Annotated in this window: 10 protein-coding genes; 6 read left to right on the top strand and 4 right to left on the bottom strand. The window is 61.1% G+C overall.

Annotated features, from left to right (window positions below; translation table 11 throughout):
- Positions 1–21: 21 nt before the first annotated feature.
- Both lolD and QF045_RS10310 read right to left on the bottom strand, forming a co-directional pair.
- Positions 22–705, bottom strand: coding sequence for a lipoprotein-releasing ABC transporter ATP-binding protein LolD (gene lolD, locus QF045_RS10315; RefSeq protein ID WP_164484517.1), 684 nt, complete (start codon positions 703–705; stop codon positions 22–24).
- 7 nt (positions 706–712) lie between these two features.
- Positions 713–1,963, bottom strand: coding sequence for a lipoprotein-releasing ABC transporter permease subunit (locus QF045_RS10310; RefSeq protein WP_306492103.1), 1,251 nt, complete (start codon positions 1,961–1,963; stop codon positions 713–715).
- A 94-nt stretch (positions 1,964–2,057) separates the two neighbouring features.
- Between QF045_RS10310 and QF045_RS10305 the strand changes: the two genes are divergently transcribed.
- Positions 2,058–2,636 (top strand): PilZ domain-containing protein, encoded by a 579-nt coding sequence (locus tag QF045_RS10305; RefSeq protein ID WP_306492102.1) that lies wholly within the window; start codon positions 2,058–2,060, stop codon positions 2,634–2,636.
- Between the two features lie 44 nt (positions 2,637–2,680).
- Entirely contained in the window at positions 2,681–3,403 is a 723-nt protein-coding gene (locus tag QF045_RS10300) for a glycerophosphodiester phosphodiesterase family protein (RefSeq protein WP_306492101.1), read from the top strand.
- Between the two features lie 42 nt (positions 3,404–3,445).
- Here the strand turns inward: QF045_RS10300 and sthA are convergent, their stop codons facing one another.
- Entirely contained in the window at positions 3,446–4,840 is a 1,395-nt protein-coding gene (gene sthA, locus QF045_RS10295) for a Si-specific NAD(P)(+) transhydrogenase (protein WP_003189670.1), read from the bottom strand.
- Positions 4,841–5,055: 215 nt separating this feature from the next.
- Between sthA and QF045_RS10290 the strand changes: the two genes are divergently transcribed.
- The gene (locus QF045_RS10290) at positions 5,056–5,589 is read left to right on the top strand and encodes a chalcone isomerase family protein (RefSeq protein ID WP_306492100.1); all 534 of its coding nucleotides are present in this window, start codon (positions 5,056–5,058) and stop codon (positions 5,587–5,589) included.
- Positions 5,590–5,759: 170 nt separating this feature from the next.
- On the opposite strand, the gene QF045_RS10285 is transcribed toward QF045_RS10290, so the two are convergent.
- A complete protein-coding gene (locus QF045_RS10285; protein WP_306492099.1) occupies positions 5,760–7,223 on the bottom strand; it encodes a glyceraldehyde-3-phosphate dehydrogenase in 1,464 nt (487 codons plus the stop codon).
- A 340-nt stretch (positions 7,224–7,563) separates the two neighbouring features.
- On the opposite strand from QF045_RS10285, the gene mfd reads away from it, so the two are divergent.
- From mfd to QF045_RS10270, 3 genes are read left to right on the top strand one after another with little or no spacing between them, the layout of a single operon-like run.
- Positions 7,564–11,013, top strand: a complete 3,450-nt coding sequence (gene mfd / locus QF045_RS10280; RefSeq protein ID WP_306492098.1) for a transcription-repair coupling factor — start codon at positions 7,564–7,566, stop codon at positions 11,011–11,013.
- Positions 11,014–11,023: 10 nt separating this feature from the next.
- On the top strand, positions 11,024–11,590 hold the full coding sequence (locus tag QF045_RS10275; protein WP_306492097.1) for a CsiV family protein: 567 nt from the start codon (positions 11,024–11,026) through the stop codon (positions 11,588–11,590).
- Between the two features lie 9 nt (positions 11,591–11,599).
- Entirely contained in the window at positions 11,600–14,290 is a 2,691-nt protein-coding gene (locus QF045_RS10270; RefSeq protein WP_306492096.1) for a DEAD/DEAH box helicase, read from the top strand.
- Positions 14,291–14,349: the final 59 nt, after the last annotated feature.

The following is a 14,349-nucleotide window of genomic DNA, read 5'->3' as shown; positions in this document are numbered from 1 at the left end:
AAAAAGCGGGCTTGCAGCAGGTCAGATAGCGACCAGATGACCTTCCTGCAAATGCAGTACACGGTCCATCTGACGGGCCATGCTCATGTCATGGGTCACCACCAGGAACGCGGTGCGCATCTGAGTGCTCAGCTCCAGCATCAAGTCCTTGATGCCCTGGGCCGTGTGCGAGTCCAGGTTGCCGGTTGGCTCATCGAGCATCACCAGGCCCGGGTTGTTCACCAGGGCGCGGGCGATTGCCACGCGCTGACGCTCGCCACCGGACAACTCGGCCGGTTTGTGCTCCAGGCGATGGCCCAGGCCGACGCGTTCCAGCAAGGCCGTGGCACGCTGGCGCGCCTCTGGAATGGCGGTCTTGCCGATCAACAGCGGCATGCACACGTTTTCCAGGGCGGTGAATTCCGGCAGCAGGTGGTGGAATTGGTACACAAAACCCAGCGAACGGTTGCGCAACTGGCCGCGGGCCTTTTCATTCAAGGCCGACAGTTCTTCACCGGCCAGCCACACACTGCCCTGGGACGGCGTATCGAGGCCGCCCAACAGGTTGAGCAAGGTACTTTTGCCGGAACCGGAACTGCCGACGATCGCCACGCGCTCGCCGGGGTGCAGTTCAAGTTGCAGGTTGGCCAGCACTACCACGGATTCCGGGCCTTCCTCGTAGGATTTGCCCAGGTTGCGGCAGCTCAGGATTGCTTTTTCACTCATGCCCGATTCACTCATAACGTAATGCCTGTGCTGGCTGGGTGCGTGCCGCGCGCCAGGCTGGATACAGGGTGGCAAGGAAACTCAGGACCAACGCGGCGCCGCCCACCATCAGCACGTCCTGGGCCTGAACCTGGGACGGCAAGTAGTCGATGAAGTAGACGTCGGCGTTGAGGAATTTGTGGCCGAGCACTTTTTCCAGCGCGGCGATGGCGGCGCTGACATTCAGTGCGGCCAGGATCCCCACGGCGGTGCCGATCAGGGTGCCGACCACGCCGATCACCGTGCCCTGCACCATGAAGATCGCCATGATCTGCCCCGGCGTGGCGCCAAGCGTGCGCAGGATGGCGATGTCGCCCTTCTTGTCGTTCACCACCATCACCAGCGTGGAAATGATGTTGAACGCGGCTACGGCGACGATCAGCAGCAACAGCAGGCCGATCATGGCTTTTTCCATGCGAATGGCCTGGTACAGGTTGCCGTGGGTACGGGTCCAGTCGCGGGCGTAATACTGCGATTCGCCCAGGTGCTGGGCGATTTCCCAGGCGCCGCGCGGGGCGTCGAACAGGTCGTTGAACTTCAGGCGCAGGCCCTGCACCTGGTCCGGCTGCCAGCGATGCAGGCGCGCCAGGTCAGTGAGGTTGGTCAAGCCGAGGTAGCCGTCGATCTCACCGGCGCCGACATGGAAGGTGCCGACCACGGTAAACCGCTTCATGCGCGGGAACATGCCAGCCGGGGTCACGGTGACCTCCGGCGCGACGAAGGTCAGCTTGTCGCCGACACTCACACCGAGCTTGGCCGCGGCCTTGTCGCCGATGATGATGCCGAAACTGCCGGGCGCCAACGCGTCGAGTTTGCCCTGCAGCATGAACTTGTCGATGATCGAGACGTTGCGCTCCTGGGCCGGGTCGACCGCATTGAGCAGGATTTTCTGCACCTTGCCATCGTTGGTCAGCAACCCCTGCATCTGGGTAAACGGCGCAACGGCCACCACCTTGGGGTTCTGCTTGACCTTGTCGGCCAGGCTTTGCCAGTCACTGATGGGCGCATCGCCCTCGATGGTCGCGTGGGGCACCATGCCCAGCACGCGGGTGCGCATCTCATGATCGAAGCCGTTCATCACCGACAGCACCACAATCATCACGACCACGCCCAGGGCGAGACCGATCATCGAGGTCAGGGAAATGAACGACACAAAATGATTGCGACGCTTTGCACGGGTATAACGCGTGCCAATAAATACGAAGAGAGGTCTGAACATGTCGGGGCTTGTTCGGAGGAAAAGAAGACGTCCCGGTGGCGGGGTCTGGTCAGCAGCTTTACACTCAGACCATTACCGTTACCTGGGGTTCGCCATGTCGACATTAGATGAAGAAGAGCGCCGCGAATACTACCGTATCGACGACATGATCGCACTCCAAATCAAAAGCCTGTCGGCCCCCGACGCGGCGAGCAAGGAAGTGTTGCTGGATGATTCGCCGCTGTTCAATCTGCTCAGTGAATTGCACCTGAGCGAATTCGAAGCCCAGCACCTGCTGCGCCAGATCAACGAAAAAGACCGCAGCCTGGCAGCGTTCCTCAAAGTGCAGAACAAACGCCTGGACCTGCTCAGCCAGGTCATGGCGCGCGGGCTACTCAGCGAAGTCGGCGCGCCGCAGCCGGTGATCATTTCCGAAGGCGGTATCGACTTCCATCACCCCGAACCGCTGACCCCCAACGCCCACCTGGCGGTCAAGCTGGTGCTGATGCCCCAGGCGCTCGGTCTGCTGCTGCGGGCGCGGGTCACCCATTGCGACCCCAAGGGCGACGGCTTTGACGTGGGCACCGAATTCGAATTCATGACCGATGCCCAACGCCAGCTGCTGGCGCGCTACATCCTGCAGAAACAGGCCCAGGAACGCCGCCTGGCACGAGAACAAAGCGACGATCTCTGAATGCGTATTCACGACGCCAGCCATCCTGGCGCAAAGGAGCAACTGTGACCCTGATTTACGGCCATCGCGGTGCCAAAGGCGAAGCACCGGAAAATACCCTGACCAGCTTTCAGGAATGCCTCAAACACGGCGTGCGCCGTTGCGAACTGGACCTGCACCTGTCCATGGACGGCGAGCTGATGGTCATTCATGACCCTACCCTCAAGCGCACCACTGACCGGCGCGGCAAGGTCGTCGAGTACTCGGCGGCGGACCTGGTGAAGATGGACGCGCGCAAAGGCGGCCCAGGCTGGGTCAGCCCCTGCCCGATCCCGCGCCTGGAAGAGCTGTTCGAAAAATGCGACTTCGATCACTGGCAACTGGAAGTCAAAAGCGCCTCGCGCACCCGCGCCGCCACAACGGTGCTGGCGATCCGCGAGATGGCCGTGCGTTATGGCCTGATGGACAAGGTCACGGTGACCTCAAGTTCGCGGGAAGTCCTGAAAGCGGCGGTTGAACTCACGCCAGACCTGTCACGCGGGCTGGTGGCCGAGTACGCCTGGCTCGACCCGTTGAAGGTCGCGCAGAACTACGGCTGTGAATTCCTGGCCTTGAACTGGACGCTGTGCACCCCTGAGCGTCTGGAGAAAGCCCAGCGCCAGGGCCTGCACGTGTCGGTGTGGACGGTCAACGAACCCGCGCTGATGCGCAGGCTCGCCGACTTCGGCGTAGATAGCCTGATTACAGACTTTCCCGGTTTGGCCACTGCCACCCTCGGGAATTACTGAAATCGGTCTCCCCGGCCGGCTCAGGCCACCGGCCGGAGCCGCTCAAAAAAGCCGGTTGAGGCCGTCGTACGCGGCTACCCGATAGGCTTCCGCCATGGTCGGGTAGTTGAACGTGGTGTTCACGAAATACTTCAGGGTATTTTGCTCACCCGGCTGGTTCATTATCGCCTGGCCGATGTGCACGATTTCCGAAGCCTGGTAGCCGAAGCAATGCACACCAAGGACTTCCAGGGTTTCGCGGTGGAACAGGATCTTCAGCATGCCTTGCGGCTCACCGGCGATCTGCGCACGCGCCATGCTCTTGAAGAACGCCTTGCCCACTTCGTAAGGCACCTTGGCCTTGGTCAGTTCGTGCTCGTTCTTGCCGATCGAGCTGATCTCGGGAATGGTGTAGATCCCGGTCGGCACGTCGTTCACGTAGCGCCAACTGCCGTTGTCGACAATGCTGCCAGCGGCTGAGCGGCCCTGGTCATGGGCGGCGCTGGCCAGGCTTGGCCAGCCGATCACGTCACCGGCACCGTAGATGTTCGGCACGCAGGTGCGGTAGTTCTCGTCCACTTCGATCTGGCCACGGCTGTTGACCTTGACCCCGATGTTTTCCATGCCCAGCTTGTCGGTGTTGCCGGTGCGCCCGTTGCACCACAGCAAGGCGTCGGCCTTGATCTTCTTGCCGGACTTGAGGTGCAGGATCACACCGTTGTCCAGGCCTTCGACGCGCTCATACTCTTCGTTGTGGCGCACGGTGATGTTGTTATTGCTGAAGTGGTAGCTCAACGCCTGGGAGATTTCCGAGTCGAGGAAGCTCAGCAACTGGTCACGGTTGTCCACCAGCTCCACCAGTACACCCAGGCCACTGAAGATCGACGCGTATTCGCAGCCGATCACGCCGGCGCCGTAGATGATCAGTTTGCGCGGGGTATGGCCCAGGCTGAGGATGGTGTCGCTATCGTAGATACGCGGGTGGTGAAAATCGATATCCGCCGGACGATACGGACGCGAACCGGTGGCGATGATGATGTGCTTGGCCACCAGTTTCTCGACCACACCGTTGGCACAGACCACTTCGACGGTTTGCTCGTCGGCGAAGCTGCCGGTACCGAAGAACAGGTCGACGCGGTTACGGGCGTAGTAACCAGTACGCGAAGCGACTTGCTTGGAGATGACCTTTTCAGCACTCTTCAACACGTCCGGGAACGAGAACCAGCGCGGCTCGCCAATGGCCCGGAACATCGGGTTGGTGTTGAATTGCATGATCTGGCGCACGGAGTGACGCAACGCCTTGGACGGGATGGTACCCAGGTGGGTGCAGTTACCGCCGACCTGGCGACGGCTATCGACCATCGCCACCTTGCGCCCTGCCTTTGCAGCGTTCATCGCCGCGCCTTCTCCAGCCGGGCCGGAACCCAGTACCACCACGTCATAGTTGTAGACAGCCATGCGTACTCCTCAGAACAGGCCAGGCGTACGGTTGGACGCCGGGCTAAATCATGCCGCGGCCAGCGGGCATGAAGGACAATTTGGCTCAAGTGTGTGAACCGGGGCACAGTCTATATAAGCCTCAACGCCGCGCACATTAACCCTTGGTCGCGTCGTAGGCCAGTCTTGCCATACTAACAGCACGCAAATCAGCGCCGATTTCAGGATGAGCCATTATGCGACAACTCTTTATCTGTTTGATGCTGTTGCTGTCGATCACCGCGCAGGCCAGCGATGCGGATCGGCTCAAGCAAGCTAACTTCCCCAGACAGTCTCAGGAATTGACCCTGAAAAACCAGGCAGTGCTCACTTATCTTTGGGCGGATGTGTACGCTGCTGCGCTGTATGCGCCAGCCGCCACCCCAGCGAAGCAGGCCTGGGACCAGCAACAGGCGCTGCGACTTGAGCTGTATTACTTTCGCGACATCGACCGTAATGACGTGATCAAGGCCGCCAACACCACCCTGGAGCGCCAGCAGGCCAGCACCGAATTGAAGCCGGAACTGGATCAACTGCACGCCAGCTTTCGCAACATCCGCAGTGGCGATCGCTATGCCCTGGATTTTCGGCCGGGCCGTGGCTTGAATTTACAGATCAATGGGCAGGTCGTGTTCAGCAGTCGCAACGACGCGCTGGCGCGTGCTTATCTGGGGATCTGGTTGGCGCCCAAGGGGTTGTCGGATGAGTTGCGTGGCAAACTGCTGAAGTGAGTCGACTGCACCGCCCTCATCGGGGGCAAGCCCCCCTCCCACATTTTGACTGTGTTCACAAATCAAACTGTGGGAGGGGGCTTGCCCCCGATAGGGCCCTCAGCCACCCTACAAATCCCAGGCAAAAAAAGCCCCGAACCAGTCGGGGCTTTTTCATTTACTGTTGATGCTTAGCGCGGAAACGCCGGCGGGTTGACCCCAGCCATGTCTTCCATCACGCGAACCACCTGGCAGCTGTAGCCGAACTCGTTGTCGTACCACACGTACAGCACAACGCGGTTGTCCTGGCTGATGGTCGCTTCGGCGTCCACCACACCTGCGTGGCGCGAGCCAACGAAGTCGGTGGACACCACTTCCTGCGAATTGACGAAGTCGATCTGCTTGTGCAGATCGGAGTGCAGCGCCATGTAGCGCAGGTACTCGTTCATCTCTTCACGGGTGGCGGCTTTCTCGAGGTTCAGGTTGAGAATGGCCATCGACACGTTTGGCGTCGGCACGCGGATCGCGTTACCGGTCAGCTTACCGGCCAGCTCAGGCAGCGCCTTGGCGGCAGCAGTGGCGGCACCGGTCTCGGTGATCACCATGTTCAGCGCGGCGCTGCGACCACGGCGGTCGCCCTTGTGGAAGTTGTCGATCAGGTTCTGGTCGTTGGTGTACGAGTGAACGGTTTCGACGTGGCCGTTGACGATACCGAACTTGTCATTCACGGCCTTCAGCACCGGCACGATGGCGTTGGTGGTGCAGGAAGCGGCGGATACGATCTTGTCGTCAGCGGTGATTTCGGCGTGGTTGATACCGTGCACGATGTTCTTGAGCTTGCCCTTGCCAGGCGCGGTCAGCACGACGCGGTCGACACCCGGGCAGGCCAGGTGCTGGCCCAGGCCCTCGGCATCACGCCATACACCGGTGTTGTCCACCAGCAGGGCGTCCTTGATGCCGTACTGGGTGTAGTCCACCTCGGACGGGTTCTTCGCGTAGATCACCTGGATCAGGTTACCGTTGGCGGTGATGGTGTTGTTTTCTTCGTCGATGACGATGGTGCCGTTGAACGGACCGTGTACCGAGTCGCGACGCAGCAGGCTGGCACGCTTGGTCAGGTCGTTCTCGGCGCCTTTGCGCACCACGATGGCCCGCAGGCGCAGGCCGTCGCCGCCGCCGGTTTTTTCGATCAGGATGCGCGCCAGCAGACGGCCGATACGACCGAAGCCGTACAGCACCACGTCAGTGCCTTTGCGGGCAGCGGCGTTCTGCTGGCCGACCACATCAGCCATTTCTTCACGCACGAACTGCTCGGCGCTGCGGCCAGCGCCTTCTTTGCGGAATTTGTACGCCAACTTGCCCAGGTCTACCGAAGCCGCGCCGAGCTTGAGCTCGCTCATGGCTTTAAGCAGTGGGAATGTTTCGTGGACGGAGAGTTCGCTGTCGTCGGCAGAGCGATGGCGCGCAAAGCGGTGAGCCTTGAGAATCGCGATGACGGACTGGTTGATCAGGCTGCGGCCATAGATCGAGCTCACCACATTGTTATTGCGGTACAGCTGGCCGATAAGCGGAATCATCGCTTCTGCGAGTGCTTCACGGTCGATCCATTCACCAAGACACTGGTCGGGCTTCTGAGTCACGGGAACCTTCCACATGTAGGGGCAGAAAAAAGGGGCTACATTATGTCGCCCGAGTGCCGGTTGAGCAATGCGCGTCAGGCAACAAAAAGCCCTTGCAAAAAAATACCACCCCGCTACAGCCCAGGAAACACGCGGGTTCCAGAAGGCCACTAGTTTGGCGAGGCGACCAACTTGTCCGTAACCCTCCTAAACATTCGCGCATTTTGGCACTACATATTGAGTCAAAACCGACGATTGTTTGTCTTAGCCACTACATTTCCTACAAACCGTAATAGGCACAGTCAGCAACTGACAGGCGGCACCTCTGGCCGTTACAATTACCGACTTTGTCGCAACGCTTGGAGCTCAACCTTCCGTGCCCGTTCTGCGTCTACCGCTACTCCCTGCCGCGGCAGGTAAACAGCACTGGGGCAACCTGCCCGGTGCCGCCCTGAGCCTGGCCATCGCCGAGGCTGCCAGCGCAGCCAAGCGCTTTACCCTGCTGCTCACCGCCGACAGCCAAAGCGCCGAACGGCTGGAGCAGGAGCTGAGCTTCTTCGCCCCGGATTTGCCGGTGCTGCACTTTCCCGACTGGGAAACCCTGCCCTACGACCTGTTTTCGCCGCATCAGGACATCATTTCCCAGCGCATCGCCAGCCTGTACCGCCTGCCGGAACTGGCCCACGGCGTGCTGGTGGTGCCGATCACCACGGCGCTGCACCGCCTGGCGCCGACCAAGTTCCTGCTCGGCAGCAGCCTGGTGCTGGATGTCGGCCAGAAACTCGACGTGGAGCAGATGCGCACGCGCCTGGAAGCTACGGGCTACCGGTATGTCGACACGGTGTACGAGCACGGCGAATTCACCGTACGCGGTGCGTTGATCGACCTGTTCCCGATGGGCAGCAAACTGCCGTACCGCATCGACCTGTTCGATGACGAAATCGAGACCCTGCGCACCTTCGATCCGGAAAACCAGCGCTCCATCGACAAGGTCGACTCGATCAAGCTGTTGCCGGCGCGTGAGTTCCCGCTGCAAAAAGATGCGGTCACACGTTTCAAGGCACGCTTTCGCGAACGCTTCGATGTGGACTTCCGTCGCTGCCCGATCTTCCAGGACCTGAGCAGCGGGATTACACCGGCGGGTATCGAGTACTACCTGCCGCTGTTCTTCGATGAAACCTCGACCCTTTTCGATTACCTGCCCCAGGACACCCAGGTGTTCTCGCTGCCGGGTATCGAGCAGGCCGCGGAAAACTTCTGGAACGACGTGCGCAACCGCTATGAAGAGCGCCGCGTCGACCCGTCTCGGCCTTTATTGCCACCCGCCGAATTGTTCCTGCCGGTGGAAGACTGCTTCGCCCGCCTGAAAAACTGGCCACGCGTGGTCGCCAGCCAGCAGGATGTGGATGCTGGCAGTGGCCGCGAGCGCTTCCCGGCCGGCACGTTGCCGGACCTGGCGATTCAGGCCAAAGCCACGCAACCGCTGGAAGCACTGTCCAACTTCCTTGGCGATTTCCCCGGCCGCGTGCTGTTTACCGCCGAATCCGCCGGGCGCCGCGAAGTGCTGCTGGAACTGCTGGAGCGCCTCAAGCTGCGCCCGAAAACGGTCGATAGCTGGCCGGATTTTGTCAAGAGCAAAGAGCGCCTGGCGATCACCATCGCGCCATTGGATGAGGGCTTGTTGCTGGACGACCCGGCCCTGGCGCTGATCGCCGAAAGCCCGTTGTTCGGCCAGCGCGTGATGCAGCGCCGCCGTCGCGAAAAACGCGCCGACGCCAACAACGACGCGGTGATCAAGAACCTCACCGAGTTGCGTGAAGGCGCGCCGGTGGTGCACATCGACCACGGCGTGGGCCGCTACCTCGGCTTGCAGACCCTGGAGATCGACAACCAGGCCGCCGAATTCCTCACCATGGAATACGCCGAGGGCGCCAAACTTTACGTGCCGGTGGCCAGCCTGCACCTGATCGCGCGCTACACCGGCAGCGATGACGCATTGGCGCCCCTGCACCGCCTGGGCTCCGAGACCTGGCAGAAAGCCAAGCGCAAGGCCGCCGAACAGGTGCGCGACGTCGCCGCCGAATTGCTCGACATTTATGCGCGCCGTGCGGCGCGCGAAGGTTATGCATTCGCCGACCCGAAAGCCGACTACGCCACATTCAGCGCCGGCTTCGCCTTCGAAGAGACTCCCGACCAGCAAACCACCATCGAAGCGGTGCGTGCCGACATGCTCGCGCCCAAGCCGATGGACCGCCTGGTGTGTGGCGACGTCGGCTTCGGCAAGACCGAAGTGGCGATGCGTGCCGCTTTCATTGCGGTGCACGGTGGTCGTCAGGTGGCGATCCTGGTGCCGACCACCCTGCTCGCCCAGCAGCACTACAACAGCTTCCGCGACCGCTTTGCCGACTGGCCGGTGACCGTGGAAGTGATGAGCCGCTTCAAGTCCGCCAAGGAAGTGAACGCGGCGGTCGCTGATCTGGCCGAAGGCAAGATCGACATCGTGATCGGCACGCACAAGCTGCTGTCGGACGACGTGAAAATCAAGAACCTGGGCCTGGTCATCATCGACGAAGAACACCGTTTCGGCGTGCGCCAGAAAGAACAGCTCAAGGCCCTGCGCAGCGAAGTCGACATTCTTACCCTCACCGCCACGCCGATTCCACGGACGCTGAACATGGCGGTGTCGGGCATGCGCGACTTGTCGATCATCGCCACGCCACCGGCGCGCCGTCTGTCGGTGCGTACCTTCGTGATGGAGCAGAACAAAAGCACGGTCAAGGAGGCGCTGCTGCGTGAACTGCTGCGAGGTGGCCAGGTGTATTACCTGCACAACGACGTGAAGACCATCGAAAAGTGCGCCGCCGACCTCGCCGAACTGGTGCCGGAAGCGCGTATTGCCATCGGCCATGGGCAGATGCGCGAGCGCGAACTCGAACAGGTGATGAGCGACTTCTATCACAAGCGCTTCAACGTACTGATCGCCTCGACCATCATCGAGACCGGTATCGACGTGCCCAGCGCCAACACCATCATCATCGAGCGCGCCGACAAGTTCGGCCTGGCCCAACTGCATCAACTGCGCGGCCGGGTCGGACGCAGTCACCACCAGGCGTATGCCTACCTGCTGACGCCACCGCGCCAACAGATCACGTCCGATGCGGAAAAGCGCCTGGAAGCGATCGCCAACACCCAGGACCTCGGCGCCGGTTTTGTGCTGGCCACCAACGACCTGGAAATCCGTGGTGCTGGCGAACTGCTCGGCGACGGCCAGAGCGGCCAGATCCAGGCGGTGGGTTTCACCTTGTATATGGAAATGCTCGAGCGCGCGGTGAAAGCCATTCGCAAGGGCGAACAGCCGAACCTCGATCAACCGCTGGGCGGTGGCCCGGAGATCAACCTGCGCTTGCCCGCGTTGATCCCCGAGAACTACCTGCCGGATGTGCACGCACGACTGATCCTGTACAAGCGCATCGCGTCGGCCACCGACGAAGAAGGTCTCAAGGATTTGCAGGTGGAAATGATCGACCGCTTCGGCCTGCTGCCGGAACCGACCAAGAACCTGGTGCGCCTGACCCTGCTTAAACTGCAGGCCGAGCAGTTGGGCATCAAGAAAGTCGATGCCGGGCCGCAAGGCGGGCGTATCGAATTCGAAGCGCAGACCCCGGTGGACCCGTTGGTGCTGATCAAACTGATCCAGGGCCAGCCCAACCGTTACAAGTTCGAAGGGGCTACGCTGTTCAAGTTCATGGTGCCGATGGAACGCGCCGAAGAACGCTTCAATACCTTGGAGGCGCTGTTTGAGCGCCTCATTCCGAAATCTGCTTGAAGGACGCCCCATGCGCATGTTCCGCATTCTGAGCCTGATGTTGGTGGTCATTGCGCCTTCGGCATTTGCCGACAGCCCTTACCAGGTGGAAATGATCCTGGTGCGCCAGAATGCAGAGCCGGTGATCAACAGCCGCGCCGCCCCGGAAGACTGGGATGGCGGTGCGCAGCGCCTGGGCGAGCGGATGAGCCCGCCGCGCCTGGGCAACATTGTCGAAAAACTGCGCTCCGACGCCAACTACACCGTGCTCGCGCACAAAGCCTGGGAGCAGAGCCTCGGCGAGCAGCCAGTGAAAATCGCGATCACCGACGGCCAGGAGCAATTCGGTCAGTTCCCCATCGAAGGCGTACTGAACCTGCAACTGGGTCGTTTCACTGACATCGACGCCGATTTCTGGATCAACCAGTTCGACGGTAACGGCAGCGTGATCGCCAGCGAACATTTGAGCCAAAAGGACGTGCGCACCAAGAACAACCAACTCAATTACCTGGATGGCGGCCACCTGGCGCTGCTGATCAAGATCACCTCGCTGACCGCCAAGCCTCCCAGCGCACCGCCGCCCGACATGCAGGACTGATCCAGCGCCATGCCCCTGACATCGTCACTGACCAAACCCCTGGCGCCTTCCTGGGCCAATCGCTTCAAAGAGCAAAGCCTGCAGCGCGGGCGGCGTTATGCGCTGGAGAATCGGGTGCGCATCGTCGAATCCGGCGACAGCACCATCACGGCCAGTTGCGAAGGTTCGGGCGGCAACGTTTACCGCCAGACCATCTCCTTGCGCGAATCGGCCAAAGGCATGCTGATCCTGGTAGACAGCCGCTGTACCTGCCCGGTGCACACCAATTGCAAACATATCGCCGCGGTGCTGCTCAAGGTCCAGGAAACCCTGGCCTACCCGGCCGCAGCCCAGGACGCCGAGTTGCTGGGCAAACTCCAGGCGGTACTGGATAGCCGCGTGGTACTGCCGCAGGTGGTCATGGAGGATGTGCACCCGGTGCCGCGCCTGTGGCTGGCCAGCGTGGAGTTCAGCGCGTTCGAGCCGCGCAACGGCAAGATGCAGCGTTACATCCAGCATCGTGCGGCGCTGTCGTTCAACTACCTGGGCAATTATATCAGCGGGCAAAAGAATGCCGACATCATCGTGCGCCAGGAAACCCAGAGCCTGCGGATCAAGCGCCACCCCGAGCTGGAACAGCGTTATCGCGAGCAACTGCGCCTGCTCGGCTTCAAGATCGCCACGCGCCAGAGCAAGGCCTTGCCGGAAAGTGCCGGCGATCTGTTCGAGATGGTCAATGACAGCGCCTGGCTGAATTTCACCCTCAACTCATCACCTACACTGCGGGCCGAAGGTTGGGAGCTGCAAATCGATGAAGACTTCGGCTTCGACCTCAGCCCGGTGGACGACTGGTACGCCAGCGTCGATGAAGCCCCCGAGCGCGACTGGTTCGACCTGGAGCTGGGTATTATCGTCAACGGCGAGCGGCTGAGCCTGCTGCCGATCCTGCTGAACCTGATGCGCTCCCACACCGAAATCCTTAACCCGGAAAAGCTCGCACGGCGCCGCGATGATGAATTGATCCTGGTGAATATTCCCGGCCTGCCCAACGGCCACGGCCCGCTGCAAGTGGCGCTGCCCTACGGACGCTTGAAGCCGGTACTGGCCACCTTGGGCGAGTTCTACCTGCAGGAACCGGGCACCACGGCCTTGCGCCTGGCCAAGGCCGATGCGATCCGCTTGAACCCGTTGGAAGACCTGCCGCTGCAATGGGAAGGCGGCGAGAAAATTCGCCATTTCGCCCAGCGCCTGCGCGATATCCAGGATTTCACCTGTGTGGCGCCTGAAGGACTGAATGCAACCTTGCGCCCTTACCAACTGGAAGGCCTGAGCTGGATGCAGTCGCTGCGCCAGTTGGACGTGGGCGGGATTCTCGCGGACGACATGGGCCTGGGTAAAACCTTGCAGACCCTTGCGCATATTCTTACGGAGAAGAATGCCGGGCGCCTGGATCGACCGTGCATGGTGGTCATGCCCACCAGCCTGATTCCCAATTGGCTGGATGAAGCCGCGCATTTCACCCCGCAACTGCGAGTGCAGGCCCTGTACGGCGCAGGGCGTAAGAAACACTTCGCCAATCTGCAGGACTTTGACCTGCTGTTGACCACCTACGCACTGTTGCCCAAAGACATCGACACCCTCGCCGCCCAGCCTTTGCACGTGCTGATTCTCGATGAGGCCCAGTACATCAAGAACCCGACCAGCAAGGCGGCTCAAGCGGCGCGCGAGTTGAATGCGCGCCAGCGCCTGTGCCTGAGCGGTACGCCGCTGGAAAACCACCTGGGTGAGCTATGGTCGTTGTTCCACTTCCTGCTGCCAGGCTGGCTCGGCGATGTGAAAAGCTTCAACCGCGATTACCGCGTCCCCATCGAAAAACGCGCCAGCGAGGTGCGATTGCAGCACCTCAACGGTCGGATCAAGCCGTTCCTGCTGCGCCGCACCAAGGAACAGGTGGCAACCGAACTGCCGCCCAAGACCGAGATTATCCACTGGGTCGACCTTAACGAAGCACAGCGCGACGTGTACGAAACCATGCGCCTGGCCATGGATAAAAAGGTGCGCGACGAGATTACCCGCAAAGGCGTGGCGCGCAGCCAGATCATCATCCTTGAGGCGCTGCTCAAGCTGCGCCAGGTGTGCTGCGATTTGCGCCTGGTCAACGACGCCACCCTGCCCGCCCGTGGCAGCAGCTCGGGCAAGCTCGACAGCTTGATGGAGATGCTCGACGAGTTGTTCGCCGAGGGGCGGCGCATTCTGCTGTTCTCGCAGTTCACCTCGATGCTGAGCCTGATTGAGGCTGAACTGAAGAAACGCCAGATCGCCTACGCACTGCTGACCGGCCAGACCCGTGACCGGCGCACCCCCGTGAAAGAGTTCCAGAGCGGCACGCTGCAGATTTTCCTGATCAGCTTGAAAGCGGGCGGCGTCGGTCTGAACCTGACCGAAGCCGACACCGTGATCCACTACGACCCGTGGTGGAATCCGGCAACCGAAAACCAGGCCACCGACCGTGCGTACCGCATCGGGCAAGAGAAGCCGGTGTTCGTCTACAAGATGATTGCCAGGGGCACGGTGGAGGAGAAAATTCAGCACTTGCAGAAGGAAAAATCCGATCTGGCTGCGGGTGTGCTGGATGGGCGAACAACTGGGGACTGGCAGTTGGGCAATGAGGATATCGAAGCGCTTTTCGCACCGCTGCCCAACAAGCAAGAGAAGCGCTGAGCCAGTTAAGCGAAAGTGGTTCGCTGTAGGAGCGAGCTTGCTCGCGAAAAAAATCCAGG

The organism is Pseudomonas sp. W4I3 (genome assembly GCF_030816195.1).
GTDB lineage: Bacteria > Pseudomonadota > Gammaproteobacteria > Pseudomonadales > Pseudomonadaceae > Aquipseudomonas.
Note: the sequence above shows the minus strand (reverse complement) of the source record. Positions and strands in the feature narration are given on the sequence as shown.